The following is a 16,136-nucleotide window of genomic DNA, read 5'->3' as shown; positions in this document are numbered from 1 at the left end:
AAAAAGAATTTTAACTTTAAGGAGTACAAAGTTTTATGCCTGAAAAATCATATCCGATGACTGCTGAAGGTAAAGAAAAACTTGAAGCAGAATTAAAAAATTTAAAAGTAGTAAAGCGGCCAGAAGTAATTGAAAGAATCAAGGTTGCCCGTTCTTATGGCGATTTATCCGAAAACTCGGAATATGATGCAGCCAAAGACGAGCAAAGCCATCTTGAAGACCGCATTAGCGTTGTTGAAGACATGCTTAAGTACGCTCATGTTGTAGATGCTAATGCCAGTGATCCTGATGAAGTTGCTGTAGGTAAAACTGTTACCTATACTGAAGTTGGTGAAGATGAACCGGAGACATATACAATTGTTGGTAGTGACGAATCAGATCCAATGAATGGTAAGATTTCTAATGATTCACCGATTGCACAAGCAATTTTGGGTAAGAAAAAAGGTGAAACAGTAACTATTTCAACACCTGGTGGCAAATTTGATGTAGTAATCAATAAAGTTGAAGAAAAATAACTAGTTTGACAGAGTTATTTTAGCTAAGGCTTATAAAAACAAAAAGACCAGAACATGAAGTTAACCCCTAGAATTGGACGTTAACATTATTTCATATTCGCTAAGGCCGTATTCCGATATTCAATCGGGGTGCGGCCTTTTAGCGTGTGCCTGATTCTAGCTTGATTGTAGTATTTGATCCATTTTTCCATGGCCTCCTGCAGCGCCTTCTTAGTAGGATAGGTGTAGGTGTAGTAGTCTAGCTCAACCTTCATGATGTGAAAGAGACTCTCGCAGGCCGCATTGTCGTGGCAGGTCGCCCGTCGCGACATGCTTTGAAAAACGTGGTGCTGCTTTAGGGTCTGACAATATGCTTTGGACTGGTATTGAATGCCCTGATCGCTGTGAATCGTCATGCGGTAAGGCAGTTTAGGTCGAATCGCCAAAACCTGCTTGAGTCCATCTAGAACATATTTGGTCTGCGGCCGCTGACTGATGGTGTAGCTGATGATTTCACCGCTGTAAAGATCTTTAAAGGGCGAGAAATATAACCGTTCGCTCATGCTCTTATTGCCATAGCGAAACTCGCTGATATCGGTGACTATCTTTTGGTAGGGCCGATCGGTCTTAAACTTCTGGTGGAAGCGGTTCTTCGCCTTCTTGCCTTGCAGATCTTTGATGAATCATACTTGCCTGCACGCAAGTTGTATTTGCAGTAAGCAGCTTGTGCTCCTTCATCAGGCGGTAAATGCGTTTATGGTTCACCTGCAAGCCGTACTTGATTTTTAGCGTGTCAGTCATGGGCAGATAGCCAAAGCTGGGATTATGCCTTTTAACCACTTTAATCAGCGACAGTAAAGCCAGGTCGCTGTATTTTTTCCGCCTGCTGCGCGGGTGATACTCGTAGGTGCTCTTGGCTAAAAAGCTATAGTGCAATAGTTCTTGCAGTTGATAGTTGTGCTCATGCCTTAGCTCTTGGATGATGGTCCGTTCTTCTTGCGTTGAGCGTCTTTGCGCCGAGCTAAGGCTTCGACTTTTTTAGGTAGTCGTTCTCAATGTGGAGCTGACGGTTTTCTAAGCGCAGCCGTTCTAATTCAGATAACTCGCTGCTGGTATACTTAACTGGTTTTTTAGGCAATTTGTTCATTGGTGGTCGGCCTCGTTTGGTAAAGAGCGCATCAAGCCCGCCTTCATCAAAACGTTTTTGCCAAGTACAAATTAAGCTGGGTGTGGCAATTTTGAAGTGAATGGCGGTATTTTGATAGGTCTCGTCATGTTCTTTTCTCCAGTTTAAGACTTGGAGCTTGAATTGACCATGATAATTTTGCGAGGTGTGCCGAATTTCTAGGCCCTTAACACCAAAGTGCTGGTATTGCGCAGCCCAGGTATCAATTAGTTGATGTGATCCGGTGCCAATCATTTGCGCCACAGAACGGCTGCTGTAGCCTTCTTTGAGCAAGTTAAGCGCCTGTAATTTTTGTTTGACGGTAAATTTAACCATAGTAAAACCCTCCAGTTGGATTTTTGTCCAATCTAGAGGGTTAACTTCAACAGTTAGCCTTCCACAAGAGAAGCGGTAACCGTCCGGTCTTTTTTACTTTTAAATTTAATGACTAGTAAAGTAGCGGTAGTCCTTGCTTTTATCAAAGATAACACCACGAGCATTTTCACCGTTAGAAATTGAAAATTGGGCTTGTGGATATTTTTCATGAACTTTGTCTTCTAAGAAGTTACGCAACATTTGGTTATTGGCGAGTACAGAACCAGTCAGTGCAATTTTCATTGGCTTAGGTTCTTCATACCGGTCCATTCCGATTGTAATATCTCTTGCAAGCAGTTCAGCTTGCTCTTTTATTACAGCCGAAGCAAAAGGATCACCTTTATCAGCTAATTGTGCCACGCTCACAGCCATTGAGGCAAAATCAGAATTGCTGGTTTTATAAAACTTGGCAGTAGCATCATTTAAATTATCGACTTTAAACAGTTTATTAAACATGCCAATTAATTCGTTGTCTTCTCGTTTATCCCAACTAAGTAAAGCAGATTTTAAAGCACTTAGAGAGATAGCATAGCCTGAGCCTTCATCACCTAAAATGGAACCATAGCCACCCGTGGTGATAATGCTGCCATGCTGTAAGCCATTGAAAACGGAACCAGTACCAGCAATAACCAGACCACCATCTTCTCCTTCAAGGCCATTATAAAGAGCCAGGAGAGAGTCGGTAACTGCTCTGGTTGGCAGATTATCAACCTTGGCAGAGATTTCAGCGGCTACTTCTGGCGCGTGACCGATAACTGATAAACCAGCCATTCCACAGAGAATCCGTTGACAATCTCCATCAATTTCATCAACTAATTCGTTGATTGCTTTTGTGATGTTAGTAATGGCATTATTATAGTCCGTATTTACTTGTCCAGGACCGGCTTGAGCCTCTGCCAGTTTTTGCCCCTTTAAGTCATAAGCTATTGCTGTAGTATGCGTTCCTCCAGCATCAACTCCAATAAGATATTTAAGTGTCATAGTTTGATCTTCTTTCTATATTTTATCCCACTTTTATTTTATTACATTTAGAAAAAATACTGAAGATTTTTCGCAAAAGTATTTGTGTGCAGTTTTGGCCTTACTGGTCAACAAGTATTCTATCTTAAAGTTTTTCCAAAACGTTACCATCTCAATAGATTTGTACTCTAGTTTTTGTTAAAATTACACTAGTTTAGTGAGGTTGAGGCTAAGTGAATTTTTTCAAGAAAAAACTGAAAACTAAAAATAATAATGCCAAAAAACAAGCTTCTACTCCAATCAGAATGAAGATAATTTTGGGTATCATTTTTGTTCTTTTTGCGGCTTTGATTGGACAGCTGGCTTATTTACAAATAGGTTATGGCTCGCGCTTTAAAGCTGAAGTACAAAAATCTAATTCGGCTATAGTTTCCAGTCAAGTTCCCCGCGGTGTTATGTATGACAATAAAGGCCGTGTACTGGTAGGAAATAAGGCTAAAAATGCCATTACGTATACCAAAAGCGTTTCAACTACAACTGAGGATATCTATGCAATTTCCAACTCTCTTAGTCATTATATTTCTATCAAGGATGAGCAGCCGACTGAACAACAAGTAATTGATTATTATTTGGCAAATAAGGAAAATAGTGCAAAAGAATCTGCCAAAGTTCCTAAATCCGTCAGAGCTACTCAGGATGACAATTTAATTAATCAAAAAATCCAAGAACAGGTTAGTGCAGAACACATTAAGCTGAATGCACGTGAGAAAACAGCGGCATTAATTTATAATAAAATTTCTGGTGCTTATACTCTTTCTACAATCTATATTAAAAATAATCATTTAACAGATAAAGAAATTGCGCAGGTGGGTGAGCACCTTTCAGAGCTTCCTGGTGTGGGTATTGGAACTGATTGGCAAAGATCTTATCCTAATGGTTCGTCTATTCGCAGTATTATTGGTTCTGTATCAACAGAAAAAGCCGGCTTGCCTAGTGATAACTTACAATATTACTTAACAAATGGTTATTCGCGCAATGATCGGGTAGGCACATCGTATTTGGAAGAAAAATATGAACCCCTGCTCAAAGGAACTAAATCAACCAGCAAAGTTTGGACTAAGAATTCAGGAGATATTGAACAGTCAAAAGCGGTTTATTCTGGGCAGGCTGGGGCAAGTTTAGTTTTGACCCTTGATGCTCAATATCAAAAACAGGTTCAAAGTTCATTAGAAAAAATCTATGCTTCTGCCATTGGGTCAGGTGCCGCTCACTATTCAAATGGTGCATATGCCATTGCTATGAATCCTAAAACTGGCGCAATTTTGGCTATGGCGGGAATCAGTCGTGACCCTAAGAAAAATAAAACTACCAATAATGCACTAGGCGTTATTAATCAATCGTTTGTCATGGGTTCGGCAGTTAAAGGCGCAATGGTAAGTGGCGGATTAATAAATAAAGTAATTACTCCTACCAATAATGTAATGCCTGATACCCCTGTTTATTTACCTAGTACGCCGGTCAAAAAGTCAGTATATCCAATTGGTACTTTTAGCGCTTTAGACGCTGAAACTGCCCTAGAAGTTTCCAGTAATATTTACATGATGCATTTGGCAATGAAATGGGTTAATGCGTCTTATGTTCCTAAAATAAAGATCACTATGCCTCAAACAGCCTTTGAAACTTTGCGCCATAATTTTAATATGTTTGGTTTGGGTCAAAAGACTGGAATTGATTTACCAGGGGAAATATCAGGTATTCAAGGTAGATCTTTCAACGATCAGGGATTAGTTCTTTCAGGTTCTGTACTTGACTTATCATATGGTAACTATGATGCTTATACACTTATCCAAATGGCACAATATGTTTCAACGATAGCCAATGGGGGCTATCGCATGCAGCCTTATGTGGTGCAGTCGGTTGGTAGAACCGCAAATAATGGCAAAAAAGTTTATATTGACTATAACAAAAAACCGCAGGTACAATTACGCATACCTTGGACTCAAGATGAGCTTAACATCATCAGGCAGGGCTTCTGGCGTGTTGTTCATGGTACAAATTCTTGGGGTACCGCTCATAAACTGAAAAAAGTAAAACCATCTATTTCGGGAAAATCGGGAACAGCCCAAACATTTTATTACGATCCTGATAATCCTAATCAGAAAAATCCACCAGAACTAGTCAATGCTACTTTTGTTGGTTATGCACCGTCAAATAACCCTGAAATTGCTACAGCTGTGATTTTTCCCGGGCTGGATCCCAAATTGGAAGGGTCCTATACATTACAAATGACTAAAGCGATGGTCCAGGACTACTTTAAATTACATAAAAAATAGAATTTTGTTAATATTACTGGTAATAATAATAGAAAAATGCTAAGATAATACAGTCAGAATAAAAGCGTAGGTGGTGAAAGAAATGGCAGATAACATCATTTTGGAATGCACCGAATGTGGCGATAGAAGTTACTTATCTAAGAAAAACAAGCGTAAGCATCCGGAACGTTTAAGTTTGAAGAAGTATTGCCCAGTAGAAAGACATACTACTCTTCATCGTGAAACTAAGTAATAAACCAATATAGTAGGAGCCTATGCTCCTGCTATTTTTTATTTTATATGGAAGAATCATGACAAAAAAAGAAATAAGACAACAACAAATTGAAAAGTTGAGCGAATTTGCTGAATCGGCAGAAAAAGATGCTGAAGATCATGTTTTGCTTAAAAGTATTATGAACTCTGAGATCATTAGTAATTGTCAAAGCATTGGCATAACCTCCTCCTTGAGTTATGAAGTTGACACTTCAGGTTTGATTGCTCAGTTATGGGATCAAGGTAAGGACGTTTACTTAGCACGTGCAAATGATAATGCTGAACGTACTCAAGATTTTATCTATTATAGTTATATGACGAAATTAACCAAGTCAAAATTTGGTGTTGAAGAAGTAAATGAGCCGAATGCTCAAATCAACAATGATTTAGATTTGATTATTGTTCCTGGACTAGCCTTTGCATTGGATTCACATCAACGTTTGGGATTTGGCGGAGGTTACTATGACCGTTTTTTGTCAAAGCATCCTAATTCTAAAACGGTAGCTTTGGCCAATTCCCAGATGATTTTTAAGACAGCCTCCTGGAAAGTGGAAGCGACCGATATAGCTATTCAAACAATTATTACTCCGGAATCCATTCTAACGAATTAATTGAGGCTATAATGAATCAGCGACAAAACCTGAAAAGTTGTTACATAACCGTCAGTATATTAGCCGTCCTTTTACTAGTATTTTTAATTGAAACGGCCATTGGTGGTTCAGAAAATATTTATGTCCTCATGAAAATGGGAGCCATGAAGAATGATGCCGTTGTCATAGGCAATCAGTGGTGGCGTCTGTTTACGGCCCAATTTTTGCATATGGGAATTATGCATCTGGTTTCTAACGCGGTTATGATCTATTATCTTGGAATGTACATGGAAACCATTATTGGTCATTGGCGCTTTTTAATAATATATCTTCTTTCTGGTATAGGGGGTAACTTATTAAGCTTAGCCTGGGGCAATGATAATGCTATTAGTGCTGGCGCTTCGACGGCCTTATTTGGATTATTTGGTGCTATGACGGCAATTGCTTTGCAAAATCGCGCCAACCCTATATTGGTTTACCTTGGAAAACAATCATTTTGGCTGGCTTTAATCAATATAGTAATTGATTTGTTTGCACCTAATATTGATATACCTGGTCACATTGGCGGATTCGCTATGGGATTTTTAGTGGCAATAATCCTGGGTGAAAAAACGTTAAGGCAATACTCAGTTAAAAAGCGAGTTATCGCTCTTTGTTTACTAATTATTTATTGTGTAGCAACTGTCAGGATGGGCATGGTAATCAATTTATAATGAAAACTTTGTATGATGTGCAGCAACTTCTTGAAAAATATGGTATTTTTGTTCATGTAGGCAAAAGAATCTGGGATATTGAGTTGATGGCACTTGAACTTGACAACATTAATCATTCACACTTAATTGACCAGCATGATTATTTAGTCGCTAAATTAATATTGCGACGTGAATATGAGTATGAAGAGCGCCACAATAAAGATAAGCATAAATATTAGATTGTTTATGTGCAGCAGTTTTTAAAATTTTAGTGGGAGAAATACAACTTATGTCATCTTTTTTACTTATTCTAGACGTAGTTTTAATTGTTATCATATTAGCTTTTGTGGCAGTTTGGCTATGGAATAAAATACAAACTAAACGCTTGGGTAATGGAGATTTAACCAACGAAGAATTTAATAAAGGAATGCGTAAAGCGCAAGTGGTAGATTTACGTGAAAAAGCTCCTTTTAAACGAAAACATATTGATGGGGCCAGAAACTTGCCTTACACAATGCTTAAATACCAATATACTGAATTGAGAGCAGATTTACCTGTTTATTTGTACTCCGACTCTTTATCAGTTACTTTACGTGCTGCCAGATTTTTACAAAAAAAGCATTTTTCTTCAATTAAATGGTTGAAGAATGGTTTTGATGAGTGGGATGGACGCACCAAGAAATCTAAATATTAAATAAAAAACATGTTTGTTGCACTGATCAAACGTGTTTTTTCTATGTTATTCATGAATGAGAATGTGATTATGCAAAAAGTTTTAGCTCTCGTCGGGCCGACAGCTATTGGTAAAACAGCTTTGGCAATTGAGCTTGCTCAGAAAATTAATGCTGAAATAATTTCAGGTGATTCCATGCAGGTCTACAGAGAGGTCGCAATTGGAACCGCTAAGGCAACTCCTACAGAACGAAAATTAGTACCACATTATTTGGTCGACACTCAAACAATTTTTAAACCTTATTCAGTAGTTGATTTTGTTACCCAGGCAGAAAAAGCCATTGAGCAAATAGTGCAGAAAAATAAAGTGCCTTTGTTGGTTGGTGGCACTGGCTTTTACGTTAATGCTTTGCTTAATAAAATGCAATTAGGTGAGCCGAATAAAGAAAATGCAGCTGTATCAGATAAATGGCAGGATTATTTAAATAAAAACGATAAGACGGCGCTTTGGCAAGAACTAAAAAAACGCGATCCGGTAGCTGCTCAAAAAATTCCGTTAAACAATTCACGTAGAGTTTTAAGAGCTTTAACGGTAATTGATCGTACAGGACATAAATTTTCAGAACAACAGGATAAAATTGAACCGCGATACCAGTATTTTATTATTGGATTAAATTCTGCACGTCCAGAAATTTACTCTAGGATTAATAAACGTGTTGATCAAATGATGGACGAGGGCTTACTTGACGAGGCCCGTTTTGTCTATCAAAATCGTGACCAAGAATATACTATTTTACAGGCTATTGGCTATAAAGAATTTTTTCCTTATTTTGCTGGTCAGGATAATCTGGAAAATTGTATTAAAAATTTAAAAAGAGCTTCAAGAAGATATGCTAAAAGACAGCTGACATATTTTCACCACCAGTTACCCGTTTACTGGTTTGATCCTTTAGCTGATTCAAATTGTTTGCAAGAGATTTTACAGAAAGTTGAGGAATGGTTAAATGAATAATTGGCCAAAAGAATTACAAGAAATTGTAAGTGATATTGATAAAAAGATTGAGCCGCAGCTGGCAAAAATTGAGCAAAACATTCTTTTTAATCAAAATAAAGTTTTGCAGGCGTTTAAAGATAAAGCAGTAGCAGAATCGGATTTGATTGGCAGTACCGGTTATGGCTCCGATGACAGTGGACGAGACAAGCTTGATCGTATTTACGCCCAAATTTTTCACACAGAAGATGCTTTAGTACGTTCACAATTTGTTTCTGGCACTCACACTTTGGCTACAGCCATGGCTGGTAATTTATTGCCAGGAGATGAATTAACGTACTTAACCGGTATGCCTTATGACACTTTGCAACAAGTTATCGGAATTGCCGGTAATGGCAGAGGTAGTTTAAAAGCATATGGAGTAAAATTCTCTCACGTTGATTTATTACCCGATGGCAGCGTAGATTTTGTTTCAGCCCGCAAATTACTTGCAGATCATCAACCTAAAATGGTAGTCATCCAGCGTTCACGTGGTTATAATACTAGGCCTAGCTTCACTATCAGTAAGATTAAGCCGATGATTGCTATGATTAGGGAGGTTTCACCCAAGAGCATTATTTTTGTTGATAATTGTTATGGGGAATTTTCAGAAAAACATGAACCTACAGAATATGGTGCTGATTTAATGGCAGGCTCTTTAATCAAAAATGCTGGTGGTGGTTTAGCCAAAATTGGTGGTTATGTTGTTGGTAAACATGAGTTAATTGAAAACACAGCGGTCCGTCTTACAGCTGGTGGAATAGGTAGAGAAGAAGGTGCCAGCTTAAATAACAATTTGGATTATTTTGAAGGCTTGTTTATATCTCCGAGCGTTACTGGCAATGCCATTAAGGGTGCAATTTATGCGTCTGCACTTTTAGAAAAGATGGGCTTAGAAGTTTCTCCTAAATGGGATGAAGACAGAACCGACTTAATTCAGACCGTTATTTTTCATAATAAAGATAAAATGATCAGGTTCGCTAAAGCTTTACAGGAAAACTCGCCCATTAATTCATTTGTGGATCCGATACCAAGTAATGACACCGGATATGAGGATCAAGTTATCATGGCAGATGGTTCCTTTGTTGAGGGTGCCAGCATTGAATTTTCTGGAGATGGCCCAATCAGGCCACCATATGCTTTATACATGCAGGGTGGATTGACCTATGCCCATGTGAAAATAGCAATTACTAATGCAGTTAACGAATTATTTTTCAAAACAAATAATAGATAATCATAAATGTAAAGTAAAACTTTGGTAAAGTTTTAATATTTTGTGTTAGACCACTTTACAATGTTTTAATCATTTGCTAATCTTATATCTAGTTTTAAATGAGGAATATAATTCCAATTAAGACTATACCAATTATTGTATGATTTTTTTAGGTGGAGAAGCATGACAAAGAAAATTTCAGCAGACGACATCAGAAAAAGTGTAGCAGAGGAAGATGTCAGATTTATTAGACTAGCTTTTACAGATATTAACGGAACTCTTAAAGCGGTTGAAGTTCCAAATAGTCAGCTAGACAAAGTTTTAAGTAATGATGTCCGCTTTGATGGTTCTTCAATCGACGGATTTGTTCGTTTGGAAGAAAGTGATATGATATTATATCCTGATTTTTCCACTTGGTCCGTTTTACCTTGGGATGACACCGCAGGTGGTAAAATTGGCTGTTTAACATGTTCAGTTCATACCACAGATGGTAAACCTTTTGCTGGAGATCCACGTAATAATCTCAAAAGAATCATTGGCCAAATGAAGGAAATGGGTTTTACGGCTTTTGACATCGGGTTTGAAGCGGAATTTCATTTACTTAAACTTGATCAAAACGGCAACTGGACGACAGAAGTTCCTGACCATGCCTCATATTTTGATTTAACTTCAAATGATGAAAGTGCGAGCTGCCGTAGAGATATTGTTGAAACTTTAGAGAGTATTGGCTTTGAAGTAGAAGCTGCTCACCATGAAGTTGGAGACGGTCAGCAGGAAATTGACTTTAGGTTTGATGATGCTTTAACAACGGCTGATCGTGTTCAAACTTTTAAAATGATCGTACGAGAGATTGCTAAGCGGCATGGCTTGTTTGCGACATTTATGGCTAAGCCTTTACAAGGCCAAGCAGGAAATGGCATGCACACTAATATGTCATTATTTAAGGGTAATAAAAACGCCTTTTATGATGAAAACAACGAGTATCATTTGTCAAAAACGGCTTTGTACTTCTTAAATGGTATTTTGGAACATGCTCGTGCAATTACAGCTGTCGGTAACCCCACTGTTAATTCTTATAAACGTTTAATTCCTGGTTTTGAGGCACCGGTATATATTTCTTGGGCTTCAAAGAATCGTTCACCAATGGTTCGAGTACCGGCTGCTGGTGAATTGAATACTCGTCTTGAAATGCGTTCAGCTGATCCTACTGCCAACCCATATTTGCTTTTGGCTGCTTGCTTAAGTGCTGGTATGGCAGGAATTAAGGAAGAAAAAATGCCGATGGAACCAATTACTTGCAACTTATTTACTTTAAGTGAAAAGCAACGTAATGAAATGGGGATTAAACCATTGCCTTCGACTTTGCATAATGCCCTTAAAGCATTTAAGAAAGACAAGTTAATTCAAGACGCTTTAGGAGAACATTTAACTCAAAGCTTTATTGATTCTAAAGAATTGGAATGGTCCCAATATACTCAAACGGTTTCTGACTGGGAAAGAAATCGTTATATGGGTTACTAAACTAACTTGCTCTAGTATAGAAACTATTTCTGAATCTGGGTAATAAATTAATTAAAGATCTTTATGTCAAGCTATGGTTAGCTTGGCATTTTTGTTTTGACAGTTTTTATAAGCAACCTGCTTAGCGGATGAAAAAAAGCTAATAAACTAGCATTAAACGCAAAATAATATATTCATTATAAACTGTTGGAAAAATCAAATGAATTTAAGTGATAAAATAAATGAGTTGGGTTTTAAGTATAAGAGGTAAAAATGGTAAAAAGAAAAAGAATATATACTAAAGACGTAATATTAGTTATGGCAGCTTCGTTCTTTTTTATGTTTAGTACGATGTTTGTAAATCCTTTAATCAATGGTTACGCCAAAAGTTTAGGTGCTAGTAGTGCTTTTGCGGGGATAATTGTGGGAATTATGAGTATTGCTGCGATGTTTTTGCGCCCGATTGCTGGTAATTTAACGGATAGATTTTCCAAATATCGTTTATCCTTTGTTGGGGGAGTTTTAATTGTAGTCGGAGTAATTGGCTATGTGTTGGCGCCTACAAGCAGTTGGCTACTTCTTTTTCGTTTAATTAATGGTTCGGGCTACGTTCTTTGCACCGTTTGTATGACTACCTGGCTTGCTTTTTTGGTACCGCGTGCTCATGTCGGTCAAGCAATGGGATTTTACGGCTTGATGAATGCTCTGGCTATGGCTATCGCTCCAGCGTTAGCAATTAATATTTATCAAAAAACCGGGTACAGGTTAGCGATTATTGCTTCCGGCATTTCTGCCTGTTTGATGGTCATTATGATTCAGTTTGTAGGAAATAAAGCAAAACCGCAAAATATTAATAAATCTCAAGCACAGAATTCATTACTGCACATTAAAATTATTCAAAAAAATGTATTGCCCATAGCAATGCTTACTACCTTATTTGCTTTTCCTTATTTCTCCACTCAGGCAGACCTTGTAACTTATGCTGAAGAGCAGCATCTTAATATAAATGTGGGCTCGTACTTTTTAATATATGCCGTAGTATTATTGCTTATTAGAACTACACTTAAAAATCTGTTTGATACTGTCAAATTCGGTACCTGGTTTTGGGTGAGTGTTGCAGCTACCTTGATATATCTTATTTTATTGGCCACAATGAAAAATAATTTTTTAATGGGTCTGGCGGCTGCTTTTATGGCAGTAGGATACGGTTTAATGTATTCTGTTTTACAGTCAACTGCAATGCTTTTGGCACCAATTAGTGAGCAGGGCCTAGCAAGTAGTACATTTTACTTGGGGCTAGATATTGGTATGGCTTTTGGACCGATAATCATGGGCTTTGTGAATGATATGCTACCAGCTGAATATTTTTATTTGGTGCAATTAATTTTAATACCATTTATGATATTGATCTATTTACATTACCGTACTCGTCTAAACAGTGCAATTAGGCATCATTAAGTTAAATTTTGAATAAAAAGAAACTGACTAAGCTTGTTTTTTGTGCAAACTTAGCCAGTTTTTAATGCATGTTAAAATATTGAAACTACTTTTTACTGAAACTTTTCACCCCATGCCCAAGGGTCTTCATGCCAAGTTTTTAAAGCTTCGTATTCATTAGCATTTATATAATTCATTTCTTTTTCTTTTTGCAGCAGTTCTGGGTATGTTAATAGCGGACTATAATCAACACCGGCTTGAGCAAAATTAGCTGTGGTATCCTTTAAATAATAGGTGAATATTGAGCTTACCCCGATCACATGACCACCCTCTTTTTCAGTGGCTTTCACTGCGTTAATAACTGATCCACCGGTGGTAATTAAATCATCAATTAGAACAATCCGATCATTTTCAGTAAAAAGACCTTCGATTTGCTTACCCTTACCATGATCTTTGGGCTTTGGCCGTACATAAATCATTGGTAATTTTAATTTAGCAGCAACCCATGCAGCATGAGGAATGCCAGCCGTCGCAACCCCGCCAATGATACTTACATCTGGATACTTTTCTTTAATAAGAGCTGCTAAATCTGAGGCAATCCAGTCGCGTAAATCTGGATAAGAAACCGTTAATCTTAAATCTGTATAAACAGGTGATAGCATTCCACTTGCATAAGTGTATGGCTTGTTAGGGGATATTGTTATAATCTTTTTCTCAACTAATTTGTTGATGATTTGATCTTGATACATTATTCAAACTCCTTTTTAATTTCATGATATATTTGAGCAGGATTTTTTGCTTGGGTAATCGGACGACCAACTACAATTGCGCTGGAGCCAAATTCTTTGGCTTTTTGTGGAGTTGCAATCCGCTTTTGATCATCATTAGATTTATTAGTTAATCTAATTCCTGGTGTAACGTATAAAAAATCAGAGCCAATTTTCTTTCTCAGATTTTTCACTTCAAGCGGTGAACAGATCACGCCATCAGCTCCGGCTTTTTTGGCGGTTTGGGCTAAGCTGACAACTTGTTCAGGCATTGACAAAGAACAATTTTGCTCAGTAGACAGGACTTTTGCAGTAATTGAAGTTAGTTCTGTTACTGCTAGTAACTTTGGCACTTCACTACCTTGAGCTGTGCCATCTTTTAAACCGTTCTTGGCGGCAGTGATCATTTCACTGCCCCCTAAAGCATGAATGGTTGTGCAGTAGACACCCAAATGCGCTATCTGTCTTGCAGCTCGATATACCGTGTTTGGAATATCATGTAATTTAAGGTCTAAAAAAATATGGTAACCTTGTTTAACCAGTTTGGTAACTAAACCTGCGCCATAATGATAGTAAAGTTCCATGCCGATTTTTAGGTACGTTTCCTCGGGCCGACCCAGATTTGCCAGTAATTTTTGCACTTCTTTTTGGTTATCATAGTCCAAAGCCACAAATACTGCTTTTTTCATTAAAAACCTCCACGAAAAAAAGCCTATTTTGGTACGAGAGTGCATCAAAATAGACTAGCTAAAATTTGAGTCATGTTTTCAACTTGCGGTCTCTCTGTACCGTTTAAAGTTTATCATCATTGAGATTACCATTTTTATTTAAAAAATACAACCAAATTTTATTTTAAAAGGTTAAAAAATTGTGTAAAATATAGCCAAAATAATTGTACTGACAGAGAGCTTACATTTTGGGAGGATAAAATGACCAATATTAGTGTTAAATTACCCGGTCTTAACTTAAAGAACCCGCTAATGCCGGCAAGTGGCACATTCGGATTTGGTGACGTACCAGCAGCAAAAAAATTTGACTTGAATGAGTTAGGGGCGCTAGTTATTAAAACGACTACCCCGAAAGCTCGTTTAGGTAATCCGCAACCGCAGATCGCGGTTGTAGATAAGGGCGTTTTAAATTCGGTTGGATTGACCAATCCAGGAGTAGATAATGTTATTGGTAATAAATTACCGGCAATCAAAAAACACTATCCCCAACTTCCTTTGATTGCCAGTGTCGGTGGTGAAAGTAAAGAAGGCTATATTGAAGTTGCGCAAAAACTATCGCAGTCCAAAATGGTTGATGCCCTGGAAATTAATGTATCTTGTCCTAATGTTGCTCAGGGTGGAATGACTTTTGGAGTACATCCCGAATTAGTTGCGGAATTAACTGCTGCTATAAAACAGGTTGTTAACTTGCCTATTTTTGTCAAGTTAACACCAAATGTAACGGATATAACCGCAATTGCACAAGCTGCTGAAGCAGGCGGCGCGGATGGCTTATCACTGATCAATACGATAACCGGAATGCGCATTAACATTGAAACGCGTAAACCTCTTTTGGGAAATAATTATGGCGGTTATTCTGGTCCCGCTGTTAAACCAATTGCCTTATACCAGATTAATCAGGTAAGAAAAAATACCCAGTTGCCCATCATTGGTATGGGTGGCATTAGCTCAGCCGAAGATGTAGTGGAATTTATGCTGGCTGGTGCTAACGCAGTCGAAGTAGGTAGTGCGCATTTTAAAAACCCTTTGGCTTGCCCGCATATTGCACACCAATTGCCGCAGCTTTTAGAGAAACTCGGAGTCAAAGATATCAATGAACTGGTAGGACAGGTTGAATTCAATTAATAAACCCGACTTGTCAATATGCAGCTTTACTATTGACAACTATTGCTTTAGCAAGTATATTTAAATAGATGTCCTTTTAAGTTAGTCCCGAGAGGCTAGTAAGGAAAGCTCAATTAAGTATTGACTTTTACGAAACGCTTAGTCTCAGGCAGATTAAGTGTTTTTTTATGGGCAAAGCACTAATAGGAGAATAAAGATGACAAAAGAGATTTGGGACGCATCTGCAATGAAAAGAGCGCTAACCAGAATTACTTATGAAATTATTGAGCGCAATAAAGGTACTGAGAATTTAGTTCTTATAGGAATTAAAACTCGTGGTGTTTATTTAGCTCAACGAATTCATGATCGAATTGAAAAACTTGAAGGTGTTGATGTACCGCTAGGTCAGCTTGATATTACCTTATATCGTGATGATCGTCATGATGCATCATTGAAGCTGGATCCTGTTGTTAATTCTAAAGAATTAGGTGTTGAAATTAGTAATAAGCACGTAATTTTAGTTGATGACGTGATTTTTACCGGTCGAACGATTAGAGCAGCTATGGATGCTTTGATGGACAAAGGCAGACCTAGTTCCATTGCTGTTGCTGCTTTGGTTGATCGCGGTCACCGTGAACTGCCAATTCGAGCAGACTTTGTTGGTAAAAATGTTCCAACTTCTTCACATGAAGAAATTGCAGTCCATGTAGAAGAAATTGATAATAAAGACAATGTAGAATTAAAACCATTGCCGCAATAAGAAATCAATTCAACCGTTTAATTGGCTCCAGAGAGGGTCAGAAGGGTTTGAGTTTATTTTGTTG

19 protein-coding genes are annotated in these 16,136 nt (G+C 37.8%); 13 read left to right on the top strand and 6 right to left on the bottom strand.

Features of this window, described 5'->3' with window-relative positions:
- Positions 1–35 precede the first annotated feature (35 nt).
- A complete protein-coding gene (gene greA, locus LDX54_RS06170; RefSeq protein WP_046325100.1) occupies positions 36–515 on the top strand; it encodes a transcription elongation factor GreA in 480 nt (159 codons plus the stop codon).
- Positions 516–601: 86 nt separating this feature from the next.
- Here the strand turns inward: greA and LDX54_RS06165 are convergent, their stop codons facing one another.
- From LDX54_RS06165 to LDX54_RS06150, 4 genes are all read right to left on the bottom strand, one after another.
- The gene (locus LDX54_RS06165; protein WP_265667650.1) at positions 602–1,165 is read right to left on the bottom strand and encodes an IS3 family transposase; all 564 of its coding nucleotides are present in this window, start codon (positions 1,163–1,165) and stop codon (positions 602–604) included.
- The gene (locus LDX54_RS06160) at positions 1,122–1,430 is read right to left on the bottom strand and encodes an IS3 family transposase (RefSeq protein WP_265666589.1); all 309 of its coding nucleotides are present in this window, start codon (positions 1,428–1,430) and stop codon (positions 1,122–1,124) included. Before LDX54_RS06160 ends, LDX54_RS06165 begins: the two co-directional genes overlap by 44 nt.
- A gap of 85 nt (positions 1,431–1,515) precedes the next feature.
- The gene (locus LDX54_RS06155; protein WP_265666590.1) at positions 1,516–1,995 is read right to left on the bottom strand and encodes a helix-turn-helix domain-containing protein; all 480 of its coding nucleotides are present in this window, start codon (positions 1,993–1,995) and stop codon (positions 1,516–1,518) included.
- 105 nt (positions 1,996–2,100) lie between these two features.
- Positions 2,101–3,015: a BadF/BadG/BcrA/BcrD ATPase family protein gene (locus LDX54_RS06150; RefSeq protein WP_046325099.1), complete on the bottom strand. Its 915-nt coding sequence runs from the start codon at positions 3,013–3,015 to the stop codon at positions 2,101–2,103.
- Between the two features lie 212 nt (positions 3,016–3,227).
- Here LDX54_RS06150 and LDX54_RS06145 point away from each other — a divergent pair, with 212 nt between their 5' ends.
- The 10 genes from LDX54_RS06145 (at position 3,228) to LDX54_RS06100 (ending at position 12,734) form a co-directional block, all read left to right on the top strand.
- On the top strand, positions 3,228–5,327 hold the full coding sequence (locus LDX54_RS06145; protein WP_110446265.1) for a penicillin-binding protein 2: 2,100 nt from the start codon (positions 3,228–3,230) through the stop codon (positions 5,325–5,327).
- Between the two features lie 82 nt (positions 5,328–5,409).
- Positions 5,410–5,559, top strand: a complete 150-nt coding sequence (gene rpmG / locus LDX54_RS06140) for a 50S ribosomal protein L33 (RefSeq protein ID WP_081945351.1) — start codon at positions 5,410–5,412, stop codon at positions 5,557–5,559.
- 58 nt (positions 5,560–5,617) lie between these two features.
- Positions 5,618–6,190, top strand: a complete 573-nt coding sequence (locus LDX54_RS06135; protein ID WP_265666591.1) for a 5-formyltetrahydrofolate cyclo-ligase — start codon at positions 5,618–5,620, stop codon at positions 6,188–6,190.
- An 11-nt stretch (positions 6,191–6,201) separates the two neighbouring features.
- Positions 6,202–6,882: a rhomboid family intramembrane serine protease gene (locus tag LDX54_RS06130; protein ID WP_110446263.1), complete on the top strand. Its 681-nt coding sequence runs from the start codon at positions 6,202–6,204 to the stop codon at positions 6,880–6,882.
- Positions 6,882–7,100 (top strand): YqgQ family protein, encoded by a 219-nt coding sequence (locus LDX54_RS06125; RefSeq protein WP_046325095.1) that lies wholly within the window; start codon positions 6,882–6,884, stop codon positions 7,098–7,100. Before LDX54_RS06130 ends, LDX54_RS06125 begins: the two co-directional genes overlap by 1 nt.
- A 50-nt stretch (positions 7,101–7,150) precedes the next feature.
- A complete protein-coding gene (locus LDX54_RS06120) occupies positions 7,151–7,555 on the top strand; it encodes a rhodanese-like domain-containing protein (protein WP_046325094.1) in 405 nt (134 codons plus the stop codon).
- A gap of 69 nt (positions 7,556–7,624) precedes the next feature.
- Positions 7,625–8,545: a tRNA (adenosine(37)-N6)-dimethylallyltransferase MiaA gene (gene miaA, locus LDX54_RS06115; protein WP_265666592.1), complete on the top strand. Its 921-nt coding sequence runs from the start codon at positions 7,625–7,627 to the stop codon at positions 8,543–8,545.
- Positions 8,538–9,797, top strand: a complete 1,260-nt coding sequence (locus LDX54_RS06110) for a methionine gamma-lyase family protein (protein WP_265666593.1) — start codon at positions 8,538–8,540, stop codon at positions 9,795–9,797. The genes miaA and LDX54_RS06110 overlap by 8 nt, the downstream gene beginning before the upstream one ends.
- Before the next feature lie 162 nt (positions 9,798–9,959).
- Positions 9,960–11,297 (top strand): type I glutamate--ammonia ligase, encoded by a 1,338-nt coding sequence (glnA, locus tag LDX54_RS06105; RefSeq protein ID WP_265666594.1) that lies wholly within the window; start codon positions 9,960–9,962, stop codon positions 11,295–11,297.
- Positions 11,298–11,549: 252 nt separating this feature from the next.
- On the top strand, positions 11,550–12,734 hold the full coding sequence (locus LDX54_RS06100; protein ID WP_265666595.1) for an MFS transporter: 1,185 nt from the start codon (positions 11,550–11,552) through the stop codon (positions 12,732–12,734).
- Positions 12,735–12,826: 92 nt separating this feature from the next.
- On the opposite strand, the gene pyrE is transcribed toward LDX54_RS06100, so the two are convergent.
- Positions 12,827–13,462, bottom strand: a complete 636-nt coding sequence (pyrE, locus tag LDX54_RS06095) for an orotate phosphoribosyltransferase (protein ID WP_265666596.1) — start codon at positions 13,460–13,462, stop codon at positions 12,827–12,829.
- Positions 13,462–14,169: an orotidine-5'-phosphate decarboxylase gene (pyrF, locus tag LDX54_RS06090; protein ID WP_122026221.1), complete on the bottom strand. Its 708-nt coding sequence runs from the start codon at positions 14,167–14,169 to the stop codon at positions 13,462–13,464. The genes pyrE and pyrF overlap by 1 nt, the downstream gene beginning before the upstream one ends.
- A gap of 240 nt (positions 14,170–14,409) precedes the next feature.
- On the opposite strand from pyrF, the gene LDX54_RS06085 reads away from it, so the two are divergent.
- Positions 14,410–15,333 (top strand): dihydroorotate dehydrogenase, encoded by a 924-nt coding sequence (locus LDX54_RS06085; RefSeq protein ID WP_265666599.1) that lies wholly within the window; start codon positions 14,410–14,412, stop codon positions 15,331–15,333.
- A 196-nt stretch (positions 15,334–15,529) separates the two neighbouring features.
- Entirely contained in the window at positions 15,530–16,072 is a 543-nt protein-coding gene (gene pyrR, locus LDX54_RS06080) for a bifunctional pyr operon transcriptional regulator/uracil phosphoribosyltransferase PyrR (protein WP_046325086.1), read from the top strand.
- Positions 16,073–16,136 lie beyond the last annotated feature (64 nt).

Origin of the sequence: Lactobacillus sp. IBH004, assembly GCF_026185255.2 — a bacterium.
Lineage (GTDB): Bacteria > Bacillota > Bacilli > Lactobacillales > Lactobacillaceae > Lactobacillus > Lactobacillus melliventris.
This window is presented reverse-complemented; position numbering and strand designations above follow the sequence as displayed.

Bases quoted from the DNA above. Each gene is read 5' to 3' on its own strand.
- LDX54_RS06150 (WP_046325099.1), bottom strand. From the start codon at position 3,015: ATGACACTTAAATATCTTATTGGAGTTGATGCTGGAGGAACGCATACT.
- greA (WP_046325100.1), top strand. From the start codon at position 36: ATGCCTGAAAAATCATATCCGATGACTGCTGAAGGTAAAGAAAAACTT.
- miaA (WP_265666592.1), top strand. From the start codon at position 7,625: ATGCAAAAAGTTTTAGCTCTCGTCGGGCCGACAGCTATTGGTAAAACA.
- glnA (WP_265666594.1), top strand. From the start codon at position 9,960: ATGACAAAGAAAATTTCAGCAGACGACATCAGAAAAAGTGTAGCAGAG.
- LDX54_RS06100 (WP_265666595.1), top strand. From the start codon at position 11,550: ATGGTAAAAAGAAAAAGAATATATACTAAAGACGTAATATTAGTTATG.
- LDX54_RS06135 (WP_265666591.1), top strand. From the start codon at position 5,618: ATGACAAAAAAAGAAATAAGACAACAACAAATTGAAAAGTTGAGCGAA.
- pyrF (WP_122026221.1), bottom strand. From the start codon at position 14,169: ATGAAAAAAGCAGTATTTGTGGCTTTGGACTATGATAACCAAAAAGAA.
- LDX54_RS06155 (WP_265666590.1), bottom strand. From the start codon at position 1,995: ATGGTTAAATTTACCGTCAAACAAAAATTACAGGCGCTTAACTTGCTC.
- LDX54_RS06110 (WP_265666593.1), top strand. From the start codon at position 8,538: ATGAATAATTGGCCAAAAGAATTACAAGAAATTGTAAGTGATATTGAT.
- LDX54_RS06085 (WP_265666599.1), top strand. From the start codon at position 14,410: ATGACCAATATTAGTGTTAAATTACCCGGTCTTAACTTAAAGAACCCG.
- pyrR (WP_046325086.1), top strand. From the start codon at position 15,530: ATGACAAAAGAGATTTGGGACGCATCTGCAATGAAAAGAGCGCTAACC.
- rpmG (WP_081945351.1), top strand. From the start codon at position 5,410: ATGGCAGATAACATCATTTTGGAATGCACCGAATGTGGCGATAGAAGT.
- LDX54_RS06125 (WP_046325095.1), top strand. From the start codon at position 6,882: ATGAAAACTTTGTATGATGTGCAGCAACTTCTTGAAAAATATGGTATT.
- LDX54_RS06130 (WP_110446263.1), top strand. From the start codon at position 6,202: ATGAATCAGCGACAAAACCTGAAAAGTTGTTACATAACCGTCAGTATA.
- LDX54_RS06120 (WP_046325094.1), top strand. From the start codon at position 7,151: ATGTCATCTTTTTTACTTATTCTAGACGTAGTTTTAATTGTTATCATA.
- pyrE (WP_265666596.1), bottom strand. From the start codon at position 13,462: ATGTATCAAGATCAAATCATCAACAAATTAGTTGAGAAAAAGATTATA.